This window comes from Brucella pituitosa, assembly GCF_965577835.1.
In the GTDB taxonomy this organism is placed as follows: domain Bacteria; phylum Pseudomonadota; class Alphaproteobacteria; order Rhizobiales; family Rhizobiaceae; genus Brucella; species Brucella pituitosa.
On sequence record NZ_OZ264094.1, the window covers coordinates 99,605 to 126,057 of the forward strand.

Sequence of the window (26,453 nt, forward strand, 5' to 3'; positions counted from 1 at the left end):
CACTGTTTTCGATACCTTTAAGACTGGGCTGTCAGGATGAGCTTATCTGACACAGAGAGCATAAGGGATATCCCATATTGCGAACGCGCGATGTGGGAATTTTAATTTAGTAGGAGCCGCGAACGCCGGGAGGGATACATTCAGGTCGCGACTTCATTCACAACACACTGCTAATCTCGCGGGATTGGCATTCGCTAAATATAAAGACCTGCATAAGTCTTGATGCAAGCAATATGAATCTATGCGATAGGCCATCGACAAGTTGAGGCCTATTGTTCAGCAGGCACATCGCGTGCCGTGCGGCTATAAAAAGTGAATCGGGGTATATTAATGGATATTGCCACCATCCTGATCATCAATTCACTGCTTGCAACTTGCTCCATTCGCGAAACAGCACGCCAGGAAGACCGTGCTCCATCCACAGTCAGCGCAGCACTGGAGCGAATGGAAAACGCACTTGCGGTACCGCTCATGCGGCGGGAGGGGGCAGTCCTGAGTCTCACTCTGGAAGCACAAAAGCGCCGCAGACTGTTTGACGAAACAGCCCAGCTTGGTCGTCAATTGCAATCAATCGGCGGCGTTACCAATAGTCGCGCAGCCATTTCTCTCACCGCTCTCACTCGCTTTTCTGCTGCAGCCCAAGCGGGCAGCATCCGTGCCGCAGCAAAAAGCCTCGGTATGGGGCAGCCACAGTTGACCCGTCAGCTGTCCGAACTGGAGCGCAACCTTAGCTGCTGTTTGTTTGAACGAACGCGGTCTGGCGTCAACTGCACTGAGACCGGAGAGAAAATGCTCACTCTTGTTGAGGGAATTATAAGCAATTGGGAGGAATTGTCTCATGCATCCTCCGATCGCTTCCGGTACAATCTTGCGACATGCCGGGTCGGTTCCGTTATGCCACTTGGCCATGAAAGCAATATTGCCCAGATACTCGCCAATCTGACTGCCGGATGGGAAAAACTCTATCCGCGTCAACCTCTGTCAATCTCGGCCAACACCGCTGAAGAGCTGATCTCCGGCCTTAAAAGCCGCCGCTATGATGCAATTCTCATAGACCATGACGACTTTTCCAAAGATTTTGATGGCCGCATCGTATCCGATGCGCCGCTCGCACTGATTGGCGATCATCAGGTCATGGCAGAGCTCAATGGCGATATGGCTGCATTTTTACAGAAGCATCGTCTGGCACTCCCCAGCGCCAAGAGCGGTATCCGACAACACGCAATGCTTTATTTGGAAAGCGTACTTGGCCAAGTAGGGTCGTCCAAACTGCGCTTAATAGAAATGGACTCAATTCCCGTGATCATCAATCTGGTCACTCGTCATGGCTACCTTTCGATATTGCCTGAACCCGTCGTTGCACGTCTCCCATTTCCGATTACGCAATATCCGCTTGGACAAGAACACCGGCAGATACTTTCATTTGTCTGGCGACGGAACACTTTCACACCAACGATGTTAAATGAGATGGTGTCACTGCTAACAGAGGACGATTAGTAGAATTTTATTTCTCGCGAGGACTGGTTTTCGACGCTTATAAAACGTTACCGGGATGGCAGCGCTTGCTGAGGCATCCTTCGTTCGGAATCTGGGATATATCCCTTTCCGGTGTTTTAAATTAGCCTGAAACTCAAACAGCGTCTGACTGTGAGGGAGAACATAACTATGAAGACATCGCTGAGGATGGTCGGCATATTGGCCGGCATGATAACTGCTGCCAGCTCTGCCTTGGCTGCCGACGTTGTTGTCGGCTCCAAAATCGACACGGAAGGCGGCGTGTTGGGAAATATTATTTCGCAGGTTCTTAAGGCCAACAACATTCCTGTTGTCGATAAGATCCAGCTTGGTGCGACGCCGATCGTGCGCGAAGCCATTACGCAAGGCCAGATTGATATCTATCCTGAATATACCGGCAATGCCGCTTTCTTCTTCAACAAGGGCGATCTGCCTGTATGGAACAAGGCCGAAGCAGGATATGAAGAAGCCAAGAAACTCGATTACGATGCCAACAAGATTGTCTGGCTGACGCCCGCCAATGCCAACAATACATGGGCAATTGCTGTGCGCCGCGATGTAGCAGAAAAGAACAATCTGAAGTCTCTGACTGATTTCGGCAAATATGTGAGCGATGGCGGTGAGGTAAAGCTTGCAGCATCGTCAGAATTTGTAAGCTCGGCAACAGCCTTGCCCGCTTTCCAGACAGCGTATAGTTTCACCCTCAAGCCCGATCAGCTGATCACGCTTTCTGGTGGTGACACGGCAGCGACAATCGCTGCTGCTGCACAGCAGACCTCGGGCGCCAATGCGGCCATGGTCTATGGCACCGATGGCGGCATCGGACCTGCGAATCTTGTGGTGCTGGAAGACGACAAGGGTGTGCAGCCGGTTTATCTGCCGACCCCGATTATTCGCGAAGCAGTGCTGAAGGAAAACCCACAAATTGCCGAACTGCTAAAGCCGGTATTTGAGTCCTTCACTCTCGAAAGCCTTCAGGAACTCAACGGTCGCGTTCAGGTCGGCGGCGAGCCTGCAGCTGATGTTGCTCACGAGTACCTGACCTCTAAAGGCTTCATCAAGTAATCCCTTCCCCTGCCGGACGTTCATCGCTCCGGCAGGGATTCATTTCCTGATGGTTTGCTTTAGAGAGAGCGCTTCACACAATTGTCGTTAAAGCCAGCAGAACTCCCGGCGAACAGGACTTACCATGCAAATAACCGCAGACCGTGCCGCCGCCTCTCCATCACGTTTTGCCTTCGACAGACTGGGGCTGGTTATTGCGCTCATCATCATTCTCGCGATGGTCATCCAGCCTTTTGCCCTCGTGCGCCCCAATCGTGTTGCGGCAACTGCACCAGTCTATATCTGGAACGCATTGCCTTTGTTGCAGGCGCTTGTTCTAATAGCGCTGGCGCTTGGCACAGCACTCTTCATGGCGCTACGTTCGAAGTCTGGTGTCCGGCTTGGAATTCTGGTTATCACCCTCATCATGCTGGCCATCTCCATTGGCTGGAGCGCAACCTATCTTACGCCAGCTGGCAATAATTACGCACGTGTTTCGCCTGGCGGCAGCTTGTGGCTGATGGTCTTTGCTCTGGCACTTGCCATTGGTGACACGCTTGTGCGGCTACGCCTCAAGCCCCTGTCACGGTTGGCAGCACTTGGCATCTTCGTTCTGTTGCTCGGTGTGTTTCTCTATAGCGGTGTCTGGAACGATGTTTCTATTCTCAAGGAGTATGCTTCCCGCCGTAGCGCATTCAAGAACGCACTAAGCACTCATGCTTTTCTGGCGATCGGCTCACTGATTGCCGCCTTCATCATTGCCACACCCATCGGCATCCTAATCCATCGCGTTAAGCGCATCCGTGATGCGGTTCTGTCTTTTTTCAATGTGATCCAAACTATCCCATCCATGGCGCTATTTGGTGTGCTGATCGCCCCGCTTGCGTGGGTTGGCGCGAACCTGCCGGGCGCAAGCGCTCTCGGTATTGCCGGTATCGGTCCGGCACCCGCATTCATCGCGCTTGTTGCCTATGCACTTCTTCCCATCGTTTCGGCAACCGTTACCGGTCTCGATAATGTGTCGCCTTCCATTGTGGACGCGGCCCGTGGTGTGGGTATGACGCGCCGCCAACGCCTGTTCTCGGTGGAATTGCCACTGGCTTTCCCCGTGGTCCTTACCGGTGTCCGCGTGGTTTTGGTACAGAATATCGGCCTTGCGGTGATTGCCGGTCTCGTCGGCGGCGGCGGTCTTGGCATGTTCGTCTTTCAGGGGATCGCCCAGACAGCCACCGATCTGGTGCTGCTCGGCGCATTGCCAACCGTTGCAATGGCCTTCGTCGCTGCCATCTTGCTAGACGCGCTGATTGAAATCAGCCGCGGCCATCAGAATTAGGAGCCCGTCCTATGATCGAGATTTCAAACATCACACGTCTCTATGGTGCACAGACGGCCGTCGACAACGTCTCACTGACTATTCAGGCAGGTGACGTGGCTGTCATCGTCGGCACATCCGGCTCCGGCAAGACAACGCTGATGCGCATGATCAACCGTCTTGTCGAACCGAGCCATGGCGTGATCAAGATCGACGGCAAAGACAATCGCGAACTGCCACCTCATATTCTGCGCCGCGGTATCGGCTATGCCATTCAGGGTCACGGGCTGTTTCCACACCGCACAATCGCCGAAAATATTGCAACTGTCCCTACTCTGCTCGGATGGGACAAGGCCAAAATCTCTGCTCGTGTCGATGAATTGTTGTCGCTGTTTCATCTCGACCCGGCGATCTATCGTGATCGTATGCCGCATGAACTTTCAGGTGGTCAACAGCAACGCATCGGCGTCGCACGCGCGCTGGCATCCAATCCAGCCATCCTTTTGATGGATGAGCCATTCGGCGCGCTTGACCCAATCATCCGGGATAAAGCGCAGGAAGATCTGCTGGCCATCCAGAAGCATTATGGCACCACGATTGTTCTCGTGACCCACGACATGGAAGAAGCTATCCGGCTTGGTTCGCGCATCGCAGTAATGGATAAGGGTAAGCTACTGCAATATGCGACGCCGGAAGAAATTATCACGCAGCCCGCAACAGAATTTGTCCATGCGCTGCTCGGTGGAGGCAGCGACCGCGTATTCCGCCTGTTGTCACTTGAAACAGTCGATGGTCTCATTGAACCGGGCCAAGCCGATGGCGAAGCAATATCCAGCGAGACGTCGCTGCGCGAAGCACTTGGTGCCAGCCTGTGGTCAGGCCGCCCTGCACTTCCCGTGAGCCGCAACGGCCAGATTGTTGGCCGCATCACCCGTACGGCAATTGAAGACCATGCCCGGAGGGTCGCATGAAACTGGGCACAGTTCTGAAAGCCGGACTGCTGGGAATTCTTTGTATTTTCATTCTGAGGCCGGAGTGGTTTCAGAGCTGGTTGGCACCGTTCACCCGTAACAATGCACCGGCGATCTACACGCAGAATTCGCTCTTGGCGCTGACTATCAACCATCTGGCACTGGTCGGCATCGCAACGCTGGCCGCGACTATCATTGCAGTAACACTTGGCATTTTGACCACCCGGCCAAGCGGACGCGAATTCCTGCCACTGTCGCGCGCCATCGCCAATATCGGCCAGACCTTTCCGCCTGTTGCCGTTCTGGCCATCGCAGTGCCAATCTTCGGCTTTGGTTCAGTTCCGGCTTTCATCGCTCTGCTGCTTTATGGCCTGCTACCTATTTTTGAGAACACGCTGACCGGCCTCACCGAGCTTGAACCATCTGTTGTCGATGCAGGCCGCGGCATGGGCATGACCGACCGGCAATTATTATTCAATGTAGAACTGCCGCTCGCGCTACCAGTGATTTTATCGGGCATACGCCTCGCAGCGATTATCTCACTCTCTACCGCGACCATTGGCTCGACTGTTGCGGCAAGCACGCTTGGCGAAGTCATCGTTGCAGGACTTCTATCCGGCAATACGGCATTCGTTCTGCAAGGTGGCTTCATCGTCGCAGCACTTGCGGTTCTGATCAATTCAGCCTTCGTTTATGCGGAGCAGAGGTTGAGGAACAGCGCTCCCCACTGAAAGCGCATGTTTGAGATCGGCGATGATATCACCGGGATGTTCGATACCAATTGAAAACCGGGCATAGCTGTCAGCGAAACGGTTGAGGGATGTGTTGATGGAGCCCTCACCATGGACGGTGTATTTGGTCCGCCCAAGTCTTATTGTTGTCGGCATCGATGGGAACACCGGCCACATTGATCCGCGTGCCGCCGAGAAACTCCTGATAGACAATAGTAATGCCATAGACCGAACTGTTGACTATGTGGCCATCTTCGCCCGTCCAGTCATTGCGGTAGCCGGCAGCAAGATCGAAGCGTACCGTCAGGCTGTCCCCGTCCTACATATGTACGCGGTTGCCCCAGATGTCGTGAAAGGCATCCGCATCAACTGCGCCTGTGGCATCAGCGACCAATGATCATCAATGGCGACACGCTGGCCCACCTCGGCACTCAGCACATAGCCGAAGGCCATCGCGCCATTGAACAGAGACGAATTCATGTCATCGGAAGACAGGCCGCCGTCGCACCGAGGCTCCAGGCACTGGGCCGGTGTAACCGTAACCCAAGAAGGAGCTGGAGCCGCGCTCAGCCATCATTTCCTGTGCGTTACGCCGATTCAGACTATAGCCAGAATGCTACTACCATCATCATCATTGACGAATGAGTTTGCAATAAAGCTCTATTTCGACGCTTCCTTTTGCAAATCTGCCAAATTGCCAATGATAGCCGCCGCCTCATTTTGCAGAACATCTTTTGCACTTGTACGGGCTTTTTCGATGGCAATTTCAGCGCTCAAACTCCGCTCATTGGACTGTAGGCCATCATCCTGATCCGTGGCGACTTCATCTTTGTTCTCACCACGTGCCTTCAGGCGATTTGTTTCTGCCGAGATCTCATCACGACGCGTGGCTTCGTTAAGAGATATGATTGTCTTTTCGCGCTGTGCCTTTAGGGCTGCAATATCTTCCACAAACCGTTGAAATTCCGGTTCACTCTTTACTCGATTATCGTGCCGTTCTTGCAGCTGCGATATCGTAGCTGCCATATCGCCAAACGACTTGAACTTCGCAGCCTTCACCTCGCTCCAGGGCAGGGCATTATCGAAACTCGATTCACCGGTGGTCTTGATATTAAATGTTCCAGGCAGGCTGATATCGGGTGTTACACCGCGTAATTGCGTTGTGCCGCCATTCACACGGAAAAACTGGGCAACCGTCAACTTCAGTTCGCCGAATTTCGGTTCTGGATTCTGTACCACCTCATCAAGATTGATAACGGTCTGCACTGTTCCTTTGCCGAAACTAGGCTCACCAATAATGACACCCCGCCCATAATCCTGAACCGCCGCAGCAAAAATCTCGGAAGCTGATGCCGATCCACGATTTATGAGAACTCCGAGCGGTCCATTCCAGATCGGAGCCGGAAGGTCATCATTCTCTACTTTCACTTCGCCTTTTGCATTGCGTTGCTGAACCACAGGACCCTTGCCGACAAATAAGCCAGTAAGGTCGATGGCTTCGGTCAACGAACCACCGCCATTGTTGCGAAGATCAATGAGAATACCATCGACTTTGTCCTGCTTCAGTTCCGTTACGAGTTTAGCGACATCACGGCTGGCGCTTCGATAATCCTTGTCACCTTTTCGACGTGCCTCAATATCCTCGTAAAACGCAGGTAGTGTGATTACGCCTATCTTTCGCGTGGTCGTTCCATCTTTTACCGACAGCACTGTCTTTTGGGCCGCTTGTTTTTCGAGACTGATCTTGTCGCGAACCAGACGAACGACGTGATGTGCACCATCCGGTCCGGCATCCGCTGGCAAGATATCCAGACGCACAATCGACCCTTTGGCGCCGCGTATCAGTTGCACAACTTCATCAAGACGCAATCCAACGACTTCTTTTATCGGCCCGTCTTCGTCCTGACCGACACCAACAATACGATCCCCAACGGCAAGCTTGCCTGACGATTGAGCAGGACCACCAGCCACGAGTTCGCGGATAGTCGTGTAATCATCGCGTTCCTGCAAAACAGCGCCGATACCAACAAGGGACAGCTTCATAGCAATATCAAATTCTGCCGAAGCATTCGCACCAAAATAGTCGGTATGAGGATCGATGGACGTCGTATAAGCAGCCATAAAGATCTGAAAAACGTCGTCGGCTTTCGACTTATACGTCCGCGCGAGAGTGTTCTCATAGCGCTTGCCCAGCGTCTCGCGAATTGTGGCATCGTCTTTGCCAGCCAATTTCAAACGTAGCCAATCGTTTTTGACGCGTTTGCGCCACAAGTCATTGCGCTCCGCATCCGACTGCGGCCAAACTGCTTTATCGCGAACAATCGGATAGTCTTCCTCGACACTGAAGTCGAACTTCTGATTGAGCAGACTGCGTGCATAAGTCATGCGGTCAACGACACGCTGCCCATAAATATTGAAAATGGCAAACGGGATGCTCAGGTCTTCCTGGTTGATGGCGTCATCGATTTCTTTGCTGCTGGTTTTGAAGCTATCAATATCCGACTGCAGGAAAATCAGCCGATCAGGATCAAGGGAATCGATATAGCGATTCATGATCTTGACGGACAGAGCATCGTCCAAGGGAACTGGCTTATAATGAAAGCGCGAAAGGAACTCTGCCGTCAAACGTGCAGCCTGAACCTGCTGCGGCAACGGCTTTAGTTCCGGCGGAGAACCTGCTTCAAAAGCATTTGCGGGCAACGCAATAATTGCAAGGAAAAGGAAGAGAAAACCAAACTTCTTGCGTAACAACTTGCACCCCATTTTCTCGAAGCAGAACATTCAGACCACAATTTATGTGAAACAATTATGGTCTTTTAGCAACCATTCGTATTCTTATTGAGCATGGAGATCACAATCCGGGCCGAAACAGCACCAATCGTGTCGCCCGCATCCCTTTCATCAAGATCCAATCGCGAGCACCGCGCTCAAGAGAGTTCGACCCGGTATTGACGTAAGCTCGATCTTTCCCCCGACGCGCGCCATACGCGTAGACATGCTGCGCATGCCAATACTGATATTGGCCTGGTGCACAGCCTCTACATCGAAGCCAATGCCATTGTCTTCGATATGCAGTACGAGTGTGTCACGAGAACTCTGGACCAATGACAATGTCACTATTCTTGCGCGGCTGTGCTTTATGACATTTGTCAATGCTTCCTCAACAATTCGGGTCAGCGCCAAACATTGTAGCGTGTTGGGAGGATTGAGCCACTGACCTGGAAACACCCATTCGGACTTTATGCCAAGTTCATCAAAAAGTGCCGTGAACCGGTGTCGTAAAGGAGCTATCCATTCCAATGGAGTGGCTGGAACCTTGATGCTGGGGCTGGAATTGCTGTCAATGGTCTGGCGTAGATCGTCGCGGATCAACTTAAGCATGGAGACGACCTGTGGCCGGTTGACGGGACCTTGGCCCTGCTCCACCGAAGCCATCATGTGCACGAGTGATCCGCCTATGCCATCGTGAAGGTCGTGTGCAATATCCAACCTGTCTCTAAGTCTCGTATTGCTCAGTGCCAGAGTATATTCACGCTCAAGGATAGTTGCGAGTTCAGCACGCGCCTTGGCCACATTGTCCGCCAGTTCAACATTGAACTGTTCTATTCGTCGGACATTGTGCGCGTGACGCAATCCCAATATCCCTGATAAACAGAGAGTAATCGCTATATTCGCATAAGGCAGGATCGAAAATTCACCAGGAATGAGTTTAAAAATCAGCAGAAAATCATGCAGGCTTGTCACGAATAAAACCAGCAGGCAAAGAGCGAGCATCAAATGTTCACGCTGGCGCGTATGCAGAGCATAGAGAGGAAATTGCAGGCAATTCGCCAGAAACGCCACAGTTGCCAACAGTAAGCTGAGTATCTGAACATAACCGATAACGTGAACCGGCGCGATAACAAGCGCGATAATCAGGCATGCTGTCGTGCTCCATAGAATACGCTCGTAGCGCTTAAATCTCCTTTCGCCAAAACGCAGTGTAAATAAGCAAAAGCAGGCCACGCATAACAACAAGGCAATTGCGTTTACTTTGGCTGCCGTAAGAGTGTCCGGGAATGGCCAGGGTTTCGTGACAAGAATATTTGATATGAAAACTACCCAGAATAAGGACGAAAATGCATACCATCCGTATGCAGTCTGATCCCTGCGAACGATCCAGATGCAAAAGAATAAAATGCCGATAACGCCCGATACGATGATGTTTGCAACATATAGTGTGCGGTTACGCCACCACAGATTTTCATATTGCTCATAAATTTGTCTGGGCTCACCAAAGACGACGGGGCCAAGCCCTAAGGACTGTCCTTCTATGCCGACAACACTGATCCAGAGTGTATTTATATCCTCATGCAGCCAAGAGTTCTGCAAAAGCCAATAGCGGGGCATGTTCCAACTGCGTGAAAGCGGCTCCGTTAATTGCTCATCACTCCAGAGATGGTGGTCGTTGACGTAAACTTCTCCAGCCATAACGACGGATCGCAAAAGCAGGGCCACGGGCTCTTTGCTGTCAGCAGTGCAACTTCGTTGCCAGTCGATACGATACCAGACTTTATCAGCCTCGTGAGAATGTCGCCAATTCCAATCATCTGGAAGAGTCACATGTTCCCATTGCGAAACCTCTGCCCTACCACCATCAGAAGTAGCCGCAGCCGCTTTGACGTCAACTACGCGCACCGAACATGTTGATGACGTAGAATTCACTTGCACCCACGCAGGTGTTGAAAAAATGCACAAACACAGAAATAGCAGCCACCTCACGCCAACAATCCGCGCTGTCTCGCGGTATGGATGGCTCGCGTCCGTGAGGAGACGGCAAGCTTGCGATAAATCCGTTTGATATGACACTCCACAGTGTACCGTGACAGGCAGAGGCGCTCTGCAATATCCCTATTGCCAAGTCCTTCGGCCACCAAAAGCAATATCTGGCTCTCGCGCGCAGTCAGTACTTGCATGCCGTCATCGGCCATCCGTTCTGGCGATTGAGCAGGCAATTCCTCGATAATTCGCTTTGCGACAAACGGATCGATAGGTGCCCCACCGCGCAAGACACTTCTTATTGCGATGGCAACTTCCAGATCGTCACGTTCTTTAAGAACATAACCTACAGCGCCTGCCCTCAAGGCAGAAAGAATAACATCCTGCGTACACCATGCCGAAATAACAAGAATAGCCAGCCCCGGATCTGAAGCATGAAGTTCAGAAATCAGATCAATTCCACTGCCATCAGGCAAACCGATATCGACCAAAGCCAGTGCAACTGGCTGATCCGCCATACAGGCGCGCGCCTCGGCCAGTGAAGCGGCAAAGATAATTGCTTCCAGTTGGTAGCCAAACTGAAGCAGCAGCATTTCGAGCCTGCGTCGCACCACCATATCGTCTTCAACGAGAAGCACCGGTGCAGGCAACGCGATATCGGCTGCAAGCGCGCTCAGTGGCATCGGCATCTCCTTTCAGACCAATTACTGGTTTAGAAACTTCTATTACAACTAAACATCTTTATCTCAAGGAATTTGATAAATAATCTGATACAATTGTTGAGGTATCCTCTGGAGAACCCGGACGATACCTCAAGCCGTTAACTTTTGACGTGTTTTAGAATTTGTATGCTACGCCAAGTCGAATTTCGTTTGTCTTGAATTTGTTATGGACGGAATCGAAACCGAAATCGTCGTCACCGGCACTGAAGGTCTTTTTGCCATAATCCGTATAACGGTATTCAAGTCGCAGGATCACATTATCGGTTGCGGCATAATCAACACCGCCACCGATCGTCCAACCCGTCAAAGTCTTGCTTTGCGAGGCGCTGATACTATCGATTCCATCGGTGAGGGAAACAGAATTCTTAACACTGCCGAACGCTACGCCACCAGCGATATAAGGCAGGAAGCGGTCGACCGCGACACCCGCCCGAGCACGCACTGCACCCGACCAACGAAGCTTGCTTTCAATTGTGGCCGTAAGAAAATCATCGCTTTCTGAAATGCTGTCTTTCTGATTGTTGAAAGTCAGATCTCCGTCGATACCCAGAACCACATTGTTTCCCGTGTCGAAATTATAGCCCGCATAAAGGCCACCGAGGAAACCATCAGGCTTCAGAGAAATGGACTCTTCGCCATCACCGAGCCTCGACTTGCCCCAACCATAACCGACTTGACCGCCGATATAACTGCCTGACCATGAAAAAACAGGAGCCGAAATAGCTGGCGTCGGCTCTTGTGAGAGAATAGCATCGGCGGCATTCGCAACGCCTGCACTCGAAAGTGCGATGCCAGATGCGATAAGAAGTGATCTCAGATTCATGTTGTTTCTCCAATAATACCCGCAGGCTGGAGAACCAAGTAAAATTAGCAGGACCTGCTGCATATCCCTGAATTCAGGTATTTTTGACATCCTGCCTTTATGTGCAGTCTATGGGATCTCATAAAATACCAAGTTTCAGTGATATCTAATTTTCATATTCCCGATCAAATCACCGCTGGGCAATGCATGAATTAAAGGTGGGGTTGAGCATGGGGCGTCATATTTGTGTTTCCGTGGCAACGCGAGACAGGCCAAAGATGTTAGCTAATCTGCTGGCTTCATTAAGGGATATGACGCTCCCGGCAATGGATAAGGTTTCTTTCCTGATCATCGAAAATAAGGACCATTGTTCTTTGGGCGAGATCGTCGACCAATTCCGCTCCTCTGTCACAGATACCGAAGTTGCCTATTTCAACCAGGGTAAACCTGGCATATGCGCTGTCAGAAACTTCGCTCTGAATTACACGGTCGACAAAGGTTATGACTTTCTGGTCTACGTTGATGATGACGAGCAAGTACACAAAGACTGGCTTATCAATTTGCTTGCCGAGCGCGACAGGCTTGATCTCGATATAATCGGATCGCCAGTTCGTCCTATCCCTTTTGGGAAGGATTTGAGCCTTATGCAGAAGATCGTATGGTCTGGTATAAAACACAGCAGTATGAAATCGGAACGCAAATGCAAAACAAAAGCGCTGTCTGGTCAGGGCCATACTATCAAAATTGCAACGGGAAGCTGGATGGGGCGCTTAAGCTTTTTCCGGGAAACAGGCCTTCGCTTCGATCAAAGATTTGATCTCTCCGGTGGAGAAGACTGGAACCTGTGGGCGACAGCCAAGAGCCTGGGCGCCGAAACCGGCTGGGCGCACGATGCTATTGTGTACGAAACCGTTCCTGCTTCACGCCTCACCCTTGCGTATCACTTCCGACGCAATCGCGATCATAACATCACCGAATTCTCAGCACGTTACAGAGAAAACCCCGTGAAGACCGTCAGAGGACTACCCATCAAATTAACTGGCAGGACATTGAAATTCTTCGGCGCAGTTTGTGCGATCCCATTTCTTGGGAGCCGGGGGCTTGTTTCGTCGGCCGCAGCTCTGGGCGGCCTCATAGGGCAAATACAAGGGTGCTGTGGCGTGAATTCCGAACATTATCAAACAACGACAGGATTTTAGCCAAGCCTCAAGCCTGTCTCCCTTGAATCAGGTCCCGACAACTTATTTTCATGATCGGTGATACCTTGACCGTTACCAGTCGTTGCACTGAACCCCAAGATTAGACCGCCAGAAATCAGGACTTTTCAGCCCTTATGCCAGTGGCGTTCCGGTTACGCCACCGGGATTATGCAAGCCAATCGGTACGATATATCCGATTGTCAAATAAAGATGATCCTCATTGTAGTCTCTACGCAACCTCTCCAATTTTTCGCGCGCCTCTTCCTGCGTTAAGAAACAATGTGCATTCAAACACCCTGCACCAAGCTTGCTATTGAAGGCTTCAATAAACCCGTTGCCGTGGACCCTCCTGGTCTGGAAAAGTCCAGAGTGATCTTGTTGGCGGTCCTCACACGGCTTGGCCTTGATACGACGTTTCGGACGTCTATGCCTGAACTAAAGTCCTAACTCTTTGTAAAGGCTACATGTTGGCTTTATGTCGATTGACTGGACTTCTCTAAGCAGAATTTAGGCAGTTGTTTCCCGCACACCTTGATCGCAATCTTTTTTGCCAATTTACAAACGCATTCGCACGGAAGCCGACAGCAATACCCTAAGCTTGGGAAGGACCTGCCACCGCGCGGACTTCACCAATGACGAAAAGCCGCTTGACATGGATACCCCCGAGGTGGCTGCGCTCTTTAAGATGGCGTTCGTTGTCCCTATCGTTTCTGCGGATGGCTTCCAGCCGGGAACGGCACGCGCAGCTGTCCTGTCGGGAAACTCTGACACGATTGCCTTCGGTCGGCCCTTCATTGCAAATCCTGATCTGCCGGAACGCTTACGCCGTGAAAAGCCGCTCCCAAGTGCTTTGACCTGAGTGTTGATTGACAGAAGGCTCTGATTTGAAGTCCAGTGCAGATCGTTTATACCGCAGGCTAAATGTCCGGCAAACGAAGGCTTTACGGGCTTTAGGATTGAGCGCGTGAAATTTGCTCCAGCTTTTCAGTGTCAATCGTATGGGGTCTGCCTCCGCTATAGCTGAAGCGACATGCTGCAATTGAACATAGCGCTGCGGTTCCCGCAGTGAAAACCCAACCGCGTGAATGTCAGAGACCCTCGTTATCATCGTGCGCGGCTGTCAGTTACTGTGCACCAGGCAGCCCGTTTGAATAAGCCTCCATTTCAGTTGCAAAAACCCATCCCTGTGGACAGCCGCGATAGTCATTCTGACTGTCAGGCTGGCAATTAGCCATCGTCTTTTGATAGTTTTCTGGAAGTGACCGAGGCTTCTTGCACAGCTCTTCGCCTTTGCATTCCGGGCCGTGATCCATTGGGAGCGCCATGACATAATATTCTTTATCTGTCACGTTCACCTGAGCGGCCGCTTTGATACAAACCAATTGCTCAGGCGCCAACGGCCCATTTGTTTTGCCTTCTGTCCCAGTTGTTGCGACATCTTTCCTCAGAGAAACCGCCTTATCGCTTATCCGCCCAAAATAAGCAGCATTCGCGCAATCACCATAGATCCGTACGTTGTAATAATCGCCACTTTCAACGTTGCCGGCGGTGCAATCGTCATTGCCATTCGCGTCGCAACTGATACCAGCAGAGCGCTGAAGTTCGGCGCGTTGCTCGGCAGAAAGATCTCCCGAATTCGATGACGCGGCCAGAGCTTGAGAAAACAACAGAGGCGTCAGGCTTAGACCAAACGCAATTCCACAAGACCATTTTCTGACGTTTATCATTCTCGAGCTCCGTAGATATCATTAGCATCAGCAATATGTGGTTGAATTGTTATCGCCACCACATCATGCCTCTTGAGAAAAGAATTCCAGCGAACCGAAGTGCTATTTCAGGCAGGCAGAAGATGTACGATATACAATTCAGCATTTTGACACGAGTGTTTGTTAACGGCGATATGCTTGCTCGTCAATTCGGCTTCGAAAACGAAATCATAGCCATATTCGACATCAAGCTGGCATTCAGAGATGAGTTTAATTAAACAATTGGCCGCTTTCCTAGCTCCGATAGCGCTTGACCATCTCCACTATGCGCTTTCCAGCTTCAACAGTGGCCGAATGATCCTGTGAGAAGTTCAGGCGAACGCTATTGGTGTGGGGCCCGAATTCGGTTCCGGGGGTGACGATGACACTGGCCTGATGCCGAAGCAGTCTGACGAAATCCTGAAGGTCGACCGAAAGTGTTGGTAGTGTCGGAAACAAATAGCTTCCAGCTTGCGGCGTGCGTGCCTCAAGGCCACCACTACGGAACACCTTGAGCAGGTCGTCTCTGATCGCCTGATGCAGCCGGATGCGCTCATCCATCCATCCCTCTGGCTCATTGAACCAGGTCCTGAATACCGCTTGGTTGTAGCCTGCCGCACGCAGCGATACGATGGCTTGCAGCTTCTCCATTCTACCGATGATTGTTGGAGAGCCAAATGCCACTCCGAGACGATAGCCGCTGAGCGATTCCGTTTTTGACGGCCCCATAATGGTCAGCACTTTTTCGGCCGACAAACCGCGAGCCCGGATATGAGTGTAGGATTCGCCTTCATAACGCAGCCGGGAATAAAGCTGATCAGCAATGATCGTAACGTCAAACTCCTTGGCTAGTTCGACGATCTGGTCGATCTCAGATTCGGAATAGACTGCGCCAGTCGGATTGTTCGGGTTGGAGAATAGGAAAGTCTTGGCCCCCGCCTCGAATGTGGCACGCAGATGAGAAAGATCCAGACCTGCCTCAACAGTTGAATTCATATAATTCATCGTCACCGGCATCACCTGACCACCGAAAAACTGGACTAGTTTGCGATTGGCAAAGTAGTCCGGCTGCACAATCGCCACTTTGTCGCCGTCAGTGACTGTTGAGGCGACGGCCAGAAACAACGCACCTTGCGTCCCCGGGGTGAGGATAATGCCCTCGTCAGCAGAAACCGGTGCACCGGTGAAAGCTGCAAGCCGCCCAGCCAGTTCGACCCGGATTTCAGACGAACCGCGATACTCGGTATAGGCTTGACGACCACCGGCCAGAACCGCCTCCGAAAACCGCTCGAACGAGCCTGGCGTCGGAGTGAAGGCATCGACGTCGCCGTGCGAGAAATCGACCAGACGACCGGACATTTCATCACCGCGCATCAGGTCGCTGATATTACCTACGCTTTGCCTGACTTCCTGCCCCGGTGCATTGTCGGTGGCGAGGGTGGCGAATTTTTCAATGACCGAAACCATTTTAACCTCTTGAATAAAGATTTATCGCAAAAGCGACGATGTGTGGTCCGTGTGAGCGCTTGTTTAAAACTACGGGTTCAATATTGCCGCCTGAAACAATCACGATAACGTTCTTGCCGCAATCGGATAGCAATCAGGATCTCGCGGGCAGAGACAACCAGCACCTTCGACAGGCGGCCGTATCGGTTTATCGCGTATGGCAGTTCGGCAGGTGTCGGCACCAGAAGCGCGTCGCATACCGAGCCGCTCAGGGCGAGATTGACCCCTCGGTTTCCTGTGACCTGTGAACGCCGCATATCGAGTACCGCGGCTCAACGGCCCGGATTTCCGCAAGAAAATTCGACGCTCTTATTAGCCTTACGGACGGGCAGGTGCCTGCCGAGAGAGCACCTCTGCCACAGGGCACCGTAGTGGCGTCAATCACGACATCTCCGGCCTGTACGAGCGCTCGCCTTCAAACTCTGCAATTGTTTCGTCTGTTGGTGCCCAGTAGTTCATGGCATCAACAACAATCTTGTCGGCCAACAGTTCCGGTGAAAGGCTGCGATATTTGGAAAGTGGCAAAGCAAGTACGACAATATTGGCAGCCGCTATCACGTTTTCCGCCGTATCAGCTTTTGCACCCGGCACCATAATTTCCACCACGAGCGCGATATCTTCCGGCATTTTGGAAGGCCAATCGCACCTCATAGCCCGCCGCAATTGCGCGACGAGCTATGGCGGTGCCGACACGGCCCGCACCCAATATGCCGATGGTTTTGGCCTGAGATATTGGCATATTCAGTTCGTTCCTGTTTATTTTCCTGAACCCAGTTCCGCATCGACGAGCGGCTTCACCTTGGTACCCAGCAGTTCTATCGAACGCAGGAATGCCTTGTGTGGCATCTGTCCGACGTCCATCTGGAAGAACTGTCGCGTATGACCGATATGCTTGTACAATTCGACGATACGCTCGGCTATTTCCTCCGGACTACCCGCAAAGAGTGCGCCCGCACCACTCGCTTCCTTGTCATAGTGGGAGCGTGGCGGCGGCGCGAAGCCTCGGATCTTGCCGAGCTGTTCCATGACGGCATGCCAATGGGTCCAGAAAAACTCCTTGGCTTCCTTTGCATCCTCGCCGATGAAACCCGGGCTTGCGACCGAGACCTTCACCTTTTCCGGTGCGATTTCCGCCTGGGCGGCCGCGCGTCGGTAAAGATCAGCCAATGGTGCAAATCGCGACGCCTGACCGCCGATAATAGCGTAGGAAATCGGAAGGCCGAGAAGACCGGCACGAACCGACGAATGCGGGTTGCCCCCGGTCGCGAGCCATACCGGCAACGATCCGCTATCCGGGCGAGGCACTACAAGTGCGTCGTTCAGCACCGGACGAAATTTACCCTTCCAGGTAACTTTTTCGCTTTCGTTGATCTTCAAAAGCAGTTCAAGTTTTTCGGCATAAAGCTCGTCATAGTTGTTGAGATCATGTCCGAAAAGCGGAAAGGATTCTGTTGAGGATCCTCTGCCAGCCGTAATTTCGGCACGTCCGTTCGACAATGCGTCCACCGTAGCAAACTGCTGATAAACACGCACCGGGTCATCGGTGCTGAGCACTGTGACCGCACTACCAAGTTTAATGTTTGTTGTCGTCGATGCTGCTGCGCCCAGAATAACCGTCGCAGCCGAAGCTGGCATCTCGCGTGTATGATGCTCGCCGATACCAAAATAATCGAGACCCACCTCATCAGCAAGTTGGATCGCCTCGAGCAGGTTGCGCATTGCGTCTGCCGTAGAGCCAAGCTCGCCAGTGGCGGTATTCTTCTGCACGTCCCCGAAACTATATACGCCCAATTCCATGTCATTCTCTCCTTAAGGCCCATGCCGACAATCTTGGTCGACAGTATATCTTAGTAACTGAGTATAATATCGGTACTGCCAGTGCGCATGCAAGAAGGCACATTATCGAAACCCGGTATCCTGAAAGTGCCCTCGATATGGACCCGCTCGACGGACATATGATCATGCAAATCAGAAACACTATCGCCGTCGACGGTATAGACTGTGGGACTGCCGGTCGTTTACCTTGGTTACTCAGATTACAACCGGAGACGAAGCTTTCATGATCAAGGGTATAGCGCTGCTATTGTTGTTTCAGCTGCTTGGCGAAAGCATCATCTTCTTGAGCGGGCTCCCCATACCGGGCCCCGTTGTGGGGCTCGTGCTTCTGTTCGTTGCCATGCAACTGTGCAAAATATTCGACTGGGGTGTCTTTGCCGAAGCTGAAACGGCGGCCGATGGCTTTCTCAGTAATCTCGGCCTGCTTTTTGTCCCGGCCGGCGTCGGAGTGGTGGCTATGTGGAGCCAGATTCAGGGGCAAGCCACCGCAATTCTGGCTATCGTTGTGATCTCGGCAATTCTCACATTGGCGGTGACGGTCTGGACCTTCATTCTTGTGCAACGCTTAATGGGGCGGAGGTAGCGTTATGAAACATCCGCTGGAACTCTGGGTTTACCTTTCAGCATCGCCACTGCTGTGGCTTACTCTCACATTATGCGCATGGATCGTGGCAACGCATATTTCCGTTCGACTGAAGCGCCACCCATTGGCCAATCCTGTACTGATTTCCATCGTGCTGCTGTCCAGCCTTCTTGTGATCTTCGATGTTCCCTATGGAGAGTTCTTTGAGGGAGCCCAGTTTATCCACTTCCTGCTCGGTCCAGCCACTGTCGCTATCGCCGTGCCTCTGTTCCGCCAATGGCATCAGGTGCGGCAAGCGCTCATCCCAATGGGAGCAGCGCTCGTCGTCGGCTCGTTCTTTGCAGTTCTTTCCATTGTGGTGATGGGCAAATGGGCCAATCTCTCCAATGAAGTGCTGATTTCTTTTCTGCCAAAATCCGCAACTGCAGGGGTTGCCATGGCGATCTCTTCCACACTTGGCGGCACACCGTCGCTAACTGCGGTGTTGGTCGTACTTACCGGCATTATCGGCGCGCTTGTGGTTACACCTTTCATGAATGCCATGCGGATAAAGGACTACGCTGCACGTGGATTTGCGGTGGGGCTGACGTCGCACGGCATCGGAACCGCGCGTGCCTTTGATGTCGATGAGACGGCTGGGCTCTTCGCCGGGATTGCCATGGCCCTGAACGCTATTGCAACGTCACTTGTTGTTCCGTTGCTCGTCAGACTGTTCCTCAGCTGAAACGACAACGCGGCGTTCAAAACGGCGGGTTGATCGACACTAAATTGTCCCCATGGCCACGCGTGCCGTTTGGCTCGCTGGCTGTCATATGGGGACAAAGAACTATAAGCCTATACATGTCGTCAGAGCAGTTGATTTACTGCTTGATAGCCTCAGCCTGAATTTCAAGCTTGACCATCTTGGCCATGCCTTCCTTTACAAGGAAGTCCACGCCCCATTGGGTGCGATCGATGGTTGCTTCAAAATCGCCACCACAGACTTCTGCCTTGAAGATCGGGCTCTGGTAGCAACCGAACTTGGTGGCCGTGAGTTGGATTGGCTGGGTCTTTCCCTTCATGGTCAGATTGCCATCCACCGATACCAGCTTGTTTTCGTCAAAGTTCCACTTAGTCGACTTGAACTCAATGGTCGGGAACTTTTCCGCGTCCAGCATGTCGGCACCTGTCACGTGCTTATCAAATGCGGCCATGCCTGTATTCAGCGTCTTTACGGGAATTGAAATATCCATCTTCCCATCCATGGTTTCAGGATCGAACGAGATATCGCCGTTGATTTCATAGAAACCGCCGCTGTTTGTCGATGTATTGAAGTGATCAATATAGAAAACAGCTTTTGTATGTGTTGGGTCCAGTTTGTAATCCGCAGCCTGGGCAGCCGAGACTGACAGCAACGAGGCTAAGAATGGCAGTACGAACTTTCTCATGTCCATTTCCTTGTCGAGATTTAACCGTGAAGCGTGAATACAGTGATCGCTTCGATGCCTTTGTAAGTAGCTGTGGGGCGCAACGCTGTGTAGTTCGGATTTCGGTACTCAATGTCCTATAAATAGGACGGTTGCTTGCGTTGAAGCGGGAACTGCAGCAGATACAGCCGGTATCACAGGAATTTCCCTGGCAGCTTTGGCCGGCGCATGAAGAGTGTTGCGAGCGCTGCAAGAGCAATGGCAAGACCGATCAAGACAAACATGTCGCTGTAGGCCAACACGAAAGCCTCCCGTTGAACGGTTCTGGCGAGCATGGCCGTGGCTTGGGCAGTCACCGTCGTCGGATCGCTGTTATGAGCTTCCAGCATGGCTGCGGTTCGATCGATACGGCCCTGCACATCCGCAGCGCCCCGTTCCAGATGCAGGCCAAGCAGATTGGAGTGCAGCTGCTCCTGCATGCGTGTAAATGTGCTGACCGCAGCAAGGCCAATGGCTGTGCCAACCGTGCGAACGATATGAACAAGGGAAGCAATCCACGGTATTTCCCTGACGCTGATGTCTTCCGTTATCAGAACCATCAGAGGTATGGCGGTGAATGGTGCCGCGATGGACTGCACGAACAACGAAGGCAATATCTGATCCGAGGTCCACAGATGCGTGAGACCGGACAGCATAAGAACGCCTGCGCCGAACAGCATCAGCCCGAATGCTGCCAGACTGCGCGGATCCATCCTGTAGGCCAGCCAGGCAACGAATGGCGTCAGAACGATCTGCGGCAGAACAGAGACCCAGAACATCGTGCCGCTTTCCAGCGCGCGATAGCCCTGAATACGGATCAGGTACTGCGGCAGCAGATAAGCAGAGGTCATCAACCCGATGCGCATGGCGAACATCAGGAACAGGCTGAAGCCAATATTCCGTCTGGCAAGCAGACGCGGACTGACCACCGGATCCGGATGCCACAATGCATGGATGAAATAAATGCTCAGGAAGAACAGAGCTGAAACTAGTAGACCCACGATCAATCCCGACCCGAGCCAGTCGAGGCGGTTGCCCTGATCGAGTGCCGTAACCAATGCAGCCAGCCCGAAAGAAAGCGCCAGCAGACCGAAACCGTCATGTCGGCGGAAACGCAGGAATTTGATAGGATCGTTGGCGAGCCCGTAGGCTCCCGCCAGCAGTGTAAGACTGCCGGGTATAATGTTGATCCAGAACAGATATTGCCAAGACAAGTGAGTAATCACCCATCCCTCGATGCTGACGGCGAGACTTGGCGTCAGTGACGAAGCCAGCGCATAAAGCGACAAGCCATAGAGCCGCAAGTGCTGTGGCAGATGCCGCATGATCACGGCATAAGCCATCGGCATCAGGATACCTGCACTCAGGCCGCGTACCGCCTGAATGCTGATCAGGGTTTCGAGATTGGGGCTGAACGGCGCCAGCATCGATGCGATCGTGAAAATAAGCGCTCCGATCATGACCCCGCGGGCGGGCGAGAGGATCGAGCGTAGCCAGACGGCGGATGGTATGGCGGCCACTTCGGCAACGACATAAGCTGTCGTCAGCCAGCTCGCCTCATCCATGCCGACGCCAAGCGCTCCGCGAATATCGGCAAGCCCGATATCGGTGAGGCGCGAGTTCAACAGGGATGTCGTTGTGCCAAGCAGGACGGCGGCGACGCCGATCAAAGCCCGCATGTTGGGTAGGCTTGTGGGGCGCGATTGGGCAGAACCCTGAACGGTCGCAGCGGTGGACATGGCTTTTCGGCTCCTGCCGCCTGCCGTCTCAAACGAAGTTTCGCGGCAAGCGGCCTAATTAGCTATTTGATGAGACTGGCTGTTGTCTCAATGCTCTGGTCTGTATGCACGGTTGCCACGACTGACATGCCCGGGCGAAGCAGACCGTCGAGTTCATCATTGTGTTCAAGTGCGATACGCACGCCGACGCGCTGGGCCACTTTGGTGAAGTTGCCGGTCGCATTGTCCGGCGGCAGCAGGCTGAATTCTGATCCGGTTGCCGGTGACAATCGCTCCACATGACCGCGCAGCTCCTTGCCCGGGAATGTATCGACCGTCACGCTGACAAGCTGCCCCGGCCTGAACTTGGCCAGCTGCGTTTCCTTGAAATTAGCGACGACATAAAGCTTCGAGACAGGCACGATGGAAACGAGCTGCGACCCGGCCCGCACATATTGTCCTTCGCGCGCGCCGCTGACACCCACAACGCCATCCATCGGGGCTAAAATGCGGGTACGATCCAGATCGATCTGCGCGAGCCGCAATGCAGCCTGCTGATTGGACAGTTCAGCCTGCGCCTGATCGGATTGGGTAGCCAGAACGTCCAGTTTCTGGCGTTCGGCTGCTATTTCGGCCTGTTTTTCGGCGATCTGCGCTTCGATGCGTTTGACGTCGGCGATTGCGGCTTCCAGCTTCTGGGCCGTCGACCAACCGTCTTTGGTCAGGGATGTCTGACGGTGACCTTCGCTGACGACACGCTCGCGGTCGGCGTTGAGTGCCGCCAGTCCGGCTTCTGCCTGTTCGATCACACGCTGCTGCAAGGTGATGTTACTCTGCGCATTGCGGATTGTGGCCTGTGCGGCGGCTACGCTTGCCCTGGCCTGATCCACCTGTGCCTGATATTGGGTCGGATCGATCTCCATCAGCAATTGTCCGGTCTTGACGTGCTGGTAATCCCCTACCAGCAGGTGCACGATACGCCCGCCAACCTCGGCGCTAACGGGCGTTGTGTCAGCGCGCAGATAGGCATTGTCGGTCGTCTGGCTGGTCATGCCCGCCACCCAGCTTCCCCAGCCAAGCGGTATAACAATGGCCAAACCGATCCCGGCGACAATCACAGACGCGCGCGCAAGGCTGAGATAGGCTCGGCGACGGGACTTTCCTGCTGCTTTAGGGGTCTCCGGCTTATCCTTGGCTGGAGCCGGCTGCTGAAAGAGAACAACTGGCTTGTTCATGACACGCAGTTCCTGAGTTGTTTATCTGAATCGATGTTCGGACTGTGAGAACCGAAAGGCGAAGCCCAAGCTTCGCCTTCAGTTTCACAGCAAGTCGGATCTGGTTAGTTCTGGAAGCTGGAAGGTGAAGCATCACCAAAGCGATGCGCCGAACCGTCTTCCTTCACCTGTGGTGCAGGGGTGATCGCCGCCGTGCTGGTGAAGTCGAGCTTGCGAACAGGAAAGTTCACATCCCGTCCGGGCAGAACAAATTCCTTGTCCTGTTCAGCCATGGCTTCGGGCTGACCGACGAATGGGTTTTCAGCCAGAGCAGCACCGGTACTGAGAACAATTGCGGTAATAGCAAAAGCGATCTTTTTCATTTTCTGTCTCCTTGGGACTTTGTTTTGGCTTGTGAAAATCAAAGCCGTTTGATGGAGCGAATATGGTACGACCCCTTTCATGATTGAAATGATTTGTTATAATCTGAATTATGAGCAAAATTCATAATATCGATCTTAATCTGATCCGCGTCTTCAACGCTTTGATGGAAGAGCGGAACGTGACCAAGGCCGGGGAGAGGCTCAATCTCACCCAGTCGGCAGTCAGTCACGCACTTGGAAAATTACGATATATTCTGTCTGACGAACTGTTCGTGCGCGGTCCGCAGGGTATGCATCCAACGCCTCGCGCCGAAGAGCTATCACAGCCGCTGCGTTCGGCCCTTGCCGACATATCGGCAGCGCTTTCACCAGTTCAGTTCGATCCCGCCACAGCAGATATGAGCTTCGTGGTTGCCACTTCCGATTTTTATATCAGCACCCTCTTCCCAGCAGTCATGGAGCGGCTTGAAAGGGAAGCGCCGGGCATCCGGCTTTGGTTGCGGTTGTTTAACGATCTCAATCTGGTCGAAGAGCTGGATCGCGGAACGCTGCATCTCGTTGTTGGGGCTTTCGGGCGTGTTCCCAGCCGTTTCAGGCGCGAACTGCTCGTATCCGTCGATAATGTCTGGATCATGCGCAAGGGCCATCCGGCATCGTCTGGACCGCTGACGATTGAAACACTCGGGCATTATCCGCACATTGACATCCTATTGTCAGGCCGTGCAGCAATGGAAGCTGCAGGTATGCAAGAGCAGGAAGGCCTTGAACGTGCATTTGTAACCAGCAATCCGCTATTTCTTGAGGGGTTGCTGCGGGAGGCCGGACTGTCACGCCGCATCGGCGCTACCACCTCCCTCATTCTTGCCGTACCGCCGCTTGTAGCAGCGACCAATATGATCGCCCTGTTACCGCGCAGTGTCGCGGAAACATACCAAGATACCTACGGTCTTGTTCTGCATGATGCGCCTTATCCGCTTCCTGCCACACAGATCAACATGCTCTCGCACAATACTTTCGGGGCGCATCCGGCTGTTGCCTGGCTGCGCTCTGTTCTTCGCGAAGCAATAACCGCCTCTGAAGTGTAATCATTTAGAAAACAAAACGCCGGGCTATGTACCCGGCGTTCTATTGCAACGTTCCAACCGACAAGCAAAGCTCGCTTACCGGAATTGTCGCGGCGGTCTATTTGCCGGACGTCATCGTGTTGTAGCTGGTGATCAGGTTGCGATAATCTGGAATGTGGTTGGCAAACAGCGTGCCCAGACCTTCGATATCGTTGCGCCAGTCGCGGTGCAGTTCACAGGCAACGCCGAACCAGGTCATCAGCTGCACACCGGCTGCACTCATGCGGTCCCATGCCGAATGACGGGTCACTTCATTGAAGGTTCCCGACGCATCGGTGACGACAAAGACATCGAAACCGGCTTCGATAGCGGACAATGCCGGGAAAGCCACGCAGACTTCGGTCACAACACCAGCGATCAGCAACTGCTTCTTGCCGGTGGCCTTCACTGCCTTGACGAATTCCTCATTGTCCCAGGCGTTGATCTGGCCGGGGCGAGCAATATAAGGAGCATCGGGGAATGTTTCTTTCAGCTCGGGCACCAATGGGCCATTCGGGCCGTTTTCAAAACTGGTGGTCAGAACGGTCGGCAGCTTGAAATACCTGGCGAGATCGGCGAGCGCCAGCACATTGTTCTTGAATTTGTCCGGGTCGAAATCCCGTACCAGCGACAGAAGGCCAGTCTGGTGATCAACGAGAAGAACAGCAACATCGTCCTTGTTGAGGCGTACATAAGGCTTGGTCATCGACGTTTCCTTTCAGGAAGTCAGAGGATAGATCGCCACCCGTACACTCATGTAACGTTTGGCGTTGGTAGAATGGGTGAAAGCTATCCCAGCAACGAAAAGCGCAAAAGATTGTCAAAATCGACGCTGCGTTCTATTAATGAAACGATGGAAGACCTGAACGACCTTTATTACTTTGTGCAGGTGGTTGATCATGGCGGCTTCGCGCAGGCAGGCCGCGCCATCGGCCTGCAAAAATCGAAACTCAGTCGCCGCATCGCGATTCTGGAGGAGCGCCTTGGCATTCGATTGATCCAGCGCTCGTCGCGCCACTTTTCCGTCACCGATATCGGGCGTGAATACTATCGCCGCTGTCTGGCCGTTCTGGTCGAAGCCGAGGCCGCCACTGCTTTCATCGCGCAACATCGCGATGAGCCGCAAGGTGTGGTTCGATTGAGCTGCCCGACAGCGCTGATTTCATTCCAGTTCGGTGCGTTGTTTGCCAAGTTTCTCACAGCCTACCCGAAGGTGGATCTGCATCTGGAAAGCACCAATCGCCGTGTTGACGTGATCGGTGAACGTTTCGATGTTTCCATCCGCGTGCGGTTTCCGCCACTGGAGCAAACCGATCTTCTGATGCGTAAACTGGACGACAGTTCGCAGTATCTGGTTGCGCGGCCGGGCTTCCTTAATGAGCCTGTAACGACACCGGCCGATCTGGTGGGGCTGCCAAGCCTCGCATGGACATCAGCCTCCCATAATTACGAATGGCGGCTTGAGAAGCACAATGGCGAACGGGCCGTCATTCCGCACCGTCCCCGCTTCCTGACTGACGATATGGCGGCCTTGCGCGATGCAGCACTCGACGGTGCCGGGATCGTGCAGCTACCGACCATGATGATCTGGCGGGACCTTGCCGCAGGTAAATTGGTGCCTGTCCTGCCCGAATGGCGCCCGGCTGCGGGCATCGTGCATGCGGTATTTCCATCCCGGCGTGGCCTGCTGCCTTCGGTGCGTACCCTGATCGACTTTCTGGCGCGGGAATGTGCCGCTGAACGCAAGGCTATCGACGAAAGTATTTTCTTGCCGAAAGCGCGAGAAAATACCGAAATGTGAGAGCGCCGATTTGATTGAATCAGATCGGCGCTCTAATAGTCACAAGCCTATCAGCAGAAAGCACC

The 26,453-nt window shown here is 53.0% G+C and carries 28 protein-coding genes; 12 read left to right on the forward strand and 16 right to left on the reverse strand.

All coding sequences use genetic code 11. The features are described from left to right. Positions 1-330: 330 nt before the first annotated feature. From ACSME1_RS19685 to ACSME1_RS19710, 6 genes are all read left to right on the forward strand, one after another. Positions 331-1,497, forward strand: coding sequence for a LysR family transcriptional regulator (locus ACSME1_RS19685; protein ID WP_435655670.1), 1,167 nt, complete (start codon positions 331-333; stop codon positions 1,495-1,497). Positions 1,498-1,665: 168 nt separating this feature from the next. Then, positions 1,666-2,580, forward strand: a complete 915-nt coding sequence (osmF, locus tag ACSME1_RS19690; RefSeq protein WP_435655671.1) for a glycine betaine ABC transporter substrate-binding protein OsmF — start codon at positions 1,666-1,668, stop codon at positions 2,578-2,580. A gap of 124 nt (positions 2,581-2,704) precedes the next feature. Continuing rightward, on the forward strand, positions 2,705-3,892 hold the full coding sequence (locus ACSME1_RS19695; RefSeq protein WP_435655672.1) for an ABC transporter permease: 1,188 nt from the start codon (positions 2,705-2,707) through the stop codon (positions 3,890-3,892). A gap of 11 nt (positions 3,893-3,903) precedes the next feature. Continuing rightward, complete coding sequence (locus tag ACSME1_RS19700) at positions 3,904-4,842, forward strand: ABC transporter ATP-binding protein (protein WP_207489573.1); 939 nt, start codon at positions 3,904-3,906, stop codon at positions 4,840-4,842. Further along, complete coding sequence (locus tag ACSME1_RS19705; protein WP_207489574.1) at positions 4,839-5,573, forward strand: ABC transporter permease; 735 nt, start codon at positions 4,839-4,841, stop codon at positions 5,571-5,573. Before ACSME1_RS19700 ends, ACSME1_RS19705 begins: the two co-directional genes overlap by 4 nt. Positions 5,574-5,670: 97 nt before the next feature. Continuing rightward, entirely contained in the window at positions 5,671-5,970 is a 300-nt protein-coding gene (locus tag ACSME1_RS19710) for a hypothetical protein (protein WP_435655673.1), read from the forward strand. Between the two features lie 263 nt (positions 5,971-6,233). Here the strand turns inward: ACSME1_RS19710 and ACSME1_RS19715 are convergent, their stop codons facing one another. The 4 genes from ACSME1_RS19715 to ACSME1_RS19730 form a co-directional block, all read right to left on the reverse strand. Continuing rightward, complete coding sequence (locus ACSME1_RS19715) at positions 6,234-8,336, reverse strand: carboxy terminal-processing peptidase (RefSeq protein ID WP_435655674.1); 2,103 nt, start codon at positions 8,334-8,336, stop codon at positions 6,234-6,236. Positions 8,337-8,474: 138 nt separating this feature from the next. Beyond that, on the reverse strand, positions 8,475-10,175 hold the full coding sequence (locus ACSME1_RS19720; RefSeq protein WP_435655675.1) for a 7TM diverse intracellular signaling domain-containing protein: 1,701 nt from the start codon (positions 10,173-10,175) through the stop codon (positions 8,475-8,477). A gap of 155 nt (positions 10,176-10,330) precedes the next feature. Beyond that, complete coding sequence (locus ACSME1_RS19725; RefSeq protein WP_105707113.1) at positions 10,331-11,014, reverse strand: response regulator transcription factor; 684 nt, start codon at positions 11,012-11,014, stop codon at positions 10,331-10,333. Between the two features lie 154 nt (positions 11,015-11,168). After that, positions 11,169-11,876, reverse strand: a complete 708-nt coding sequence (locus ACSME1_RS19730) for an outer membrane protein (RefSeq protein ID WP_105707115.1) — start codon at positions 11,874-11,876, stop codon at positions 11,169-11,171. 209 nt (positions 11,877-12,085) lie between these two features. Here ACSME1_RS19730 and ACSME1_RS19735 point away from each other — a divergent pair, with 209 nt between their 5' ends. Further along, a complete protein-coding gene (locus ACSME1_RS19735) occupies positions 12,086-13,054 on the forward strand; it encodes a glycosyltransferase family 2 protein (protein WP_105707251.1) in 969 nt (322 codons plus the stop codon). A 132-nt stretch (positions 13,055-13,186) separates the two neighbouring features. Here ACSME1_RS19735 and ACSME1_RS19740 read toward each other — a convergent pair whose 3' ends face one another. Further along, the gene (locus ACSME1_RS19740) at positions 13,187-13,462 is read right to left on the reverse strand and encodes an integrase core domain-containing protein (protein ID WP_435655785.1); all 276 of its coding nucleotides are present in this window, start codon (positions 13,460-13,462) and stop codon (positions 13,187-13,189) included. Between the two features lie 259 nt (positions 13,463-13,721). Here ACSME1_RS19740 and ACSME1_RS19745 point away from each other — a divergent pair, with 259 nt between their 5' ends. After that, the gene (locus ACSME1_RS19745; protein WP_435655676.1) at positions 13,722-13,913 is read left to right on the forward strand and encodes a hypothetical protein; all 192 of its coding nucleotides are present in this window, start codon (positions 13,722-13,724) and stop codon (positions 13,911-13,913) included. Between the two features lie 265 nt (positions 13,914-14,178). On the opposite strand, the gene ACSME1_RS19750 is transcribed toward ACSME1_RS19745, so the two are convergent. The 6 genes from ACSME1_RS19750 to ACSME1_RS19775 all read right to left on the reverse strand — a co-directional run bounded on the left by ACSME1_RS19750 (position 14,179) and on the right by ACSME1_RS19775 (position 18,102). After that, positions 14,179-14,781 (reverse strand): hypothetical protein, encoded by a 603-nt coding sequence (locus tag ACSME1_RS19750; protein ID WP_105535198.1) that lies wholly within the window; start codon positions 14,779-14,781, stop codon positions 14,179-14,181. A 273-nt stretch (positions 14,782-15,054) separates the two neighbouring features. After that, complete coding sequence (locus tag ACSME1_RS19755; protein WP_105707122.1) at positions 15,055-16,266, reverse strand: pyridoxal phosphate-dependent aminotransferase; 1,212 nt, start codon at positions 16,264-16,266, stop codon at positions 15,055-15,057. 77 nt (positions 16,267-16,343) lie between these two features. Beyond that, positions 16,344-16,562 carry a hypothetical protein gene (locus tag ACSME1_RS19760; RefSeq protein ID WP_435655677.1) on the reverse strand — a complete coding sequence of 73 codons (219 nt, stop codon included), beginning with the start codon at positions 16,560-16,562 and terminating at the stop codon, positions 16,344-16,346. Positions 16,563-16,686: 124 nt separating this feature from the next. Continuing rightward, positions 16,687-16,932: an NAD(P)-binding domain-containing protein gene (locus ACSME1_RS19765; protein WP_435655678.1), complete on the reverse strand. Its 246-nt coding sequence runs from the start codon at positions 16,930-16,932 to the stop codon at positions 16,687-16,689. Then, positions 16,877-17,044, reverse strand: coding sequence for an NAD(P)-binding domain-containing protein (locus tag ACSME1_RS19770; RefSeq protein WP_210202176.1), 168 nt, complete (start codon positions 17,042-17,044; stop codon positions 16,877-16,879). The genes ACSME1_RS19765 and ACSME1_RS19770 overlap by 56 nt, the downstream gene beginning before the upstream one ends. A gap of 17 nt (positions 17,045-17,061) precedes the next feature. Then, positions 17,062-18,102, reverse strand: a complete 1,041-nt coding sequence (locus ACSME1_RS19775) for an LLM class flavin-dependent oxidoreductase (RefSeq protein WP_105707124.1) — start codon at positions 18,100-18,102, stop codon at positions 17,062-17,064. Between the two features lie 262 nt (positions 18,103-18,364). On the opposite strand from ACSME1_RS19775, the gene ACSME1_RS19780 reads away from it, so the two are divergent. Next, positions 18,365-18,724, forward strand: a complete 360-nt coding sequence (locus tag ACSME1_RS19780; RefSeq protein ID WP_435655679.1) for a CidA/LrgA family protein — start codon at positions 18,365-18,367, stop codon at positions 18,722-18,724. A gap of 4 nt (positions 18,725-18,728) precedes the next feature. Further along, positions 18,729-19,448, forward strand: a complete 720-nt coding sequence (locus ACSME1_RS19785) for an LrgB family protein (RefSeq protein ID WP_105707128.1) — start codon at positions 18,729-18,731, stop codon at positions 19,446-19,448. A gap of 136 nt (positions 19,449-19,584) precedes the next feature. Here the strand turns inward: ACSME1_RS19785 and ACSME1_RS19790 are convergent, their stop codons facing one another. The 4 genes from ACSME1_RS19790 to ACSME1_RS19805 form a co-directional block, all read right to left on the reverse strand. Beyond that, positions 19,585-20,151 (reverse strand): YceI family protein, encoded by a 567-nt coding sequence (locus tag ACSME1_RS19790; protein WP_435655680.1) that lies wholly within the window; start codon positions 20,149-20,151, stop codon positions 19,585-19,587. A 173-nt stretch (positions 20,152-20,324) separates the two neighbouring features. Continuing rightward, positions 20,325-21,908, reverse strand: coding sequence for a DHA2 family efflux MFS transporter permease subunit (locus ACSME1_RS19795; protein ID WP_435655681.1), 1,584 nt, complete (start codon positions 21,906-21,908; stop codon positions 20,325-20,327). Between the two features lie 62 nt (positions 21,909-21,970). Beyond that, positions 21,971-23,122, reverse strand: a complete 1,152-nt coding sequence (locus ACSME1_RS19800) for an HlyD family secretion protein (protein ID WP_435655682.1) — start codon at positions 23,120-23,122, stop codon at positions 21,971-21,973. 104 nt (positions 23,123-23,226) lie between these two features. Beyond that, positions 23,227-23,484 (reverse strand): hypothetical protein, encoded by a 258-nt coding sequence (locus ACSME1_RS19805; RefSeq protein WP_435655683.1) that lies wholly within the window; start codon positions 23,482-23,484, stop codon positions 23,227-23,229. A gap of 110 nt (positions 23,485-23,594) precedes the next feature. Between ACSME1_RS19805 and ACSME1_RS19810 the strand changes: the two genes are divergently transcribed. Then, positions 23,595-24,569, forward strand: coding sequence for a LysR substrate-binding domain-containing protein (locus tag ACSME1_RS19810; protein WP_105707138.1), 975 nt, complete (start codon positions 23,595-23,597; stop codon positions 24,567-24,569). Between the two features lie 97 nt (positions 24,570-24,666). Here the strand turns inward: ACSME1_RS19810 and ycaC are convergent, their stop codons facing one another. After that, positions 24,667-25,293: an isochorismate family cysteine hydrolase YcaC gene (ycaC, locus tag ACSME1_RS19815; RefSeq protein WP_105707140.1), complete on the reverse strand. Its 627-nt coding sequence runs from the start codon at positions 25,291-25,293 to the stop codon at positions 24,667-24,669. A 147-nt stretch (positions 25,294-25,440) separates the two neighbouring features. Here ycaC and ACSME1_RS19820 point away from each other — a divergent pair, with 147 nt between their 5' ends. Beyond that, positions 25,441-26,388, forward strand: coding sequence for a LysR substrate-binding domain-containing protein (locus ACSME1_RS19820; RefSeq protein WP_435655786.1), 948 nt, complete (start codon positions 25,441-25,443; stop codon positions 26,386-26,388). Positions 26,389-26,453: the final 65 nt, after the last annotated feature.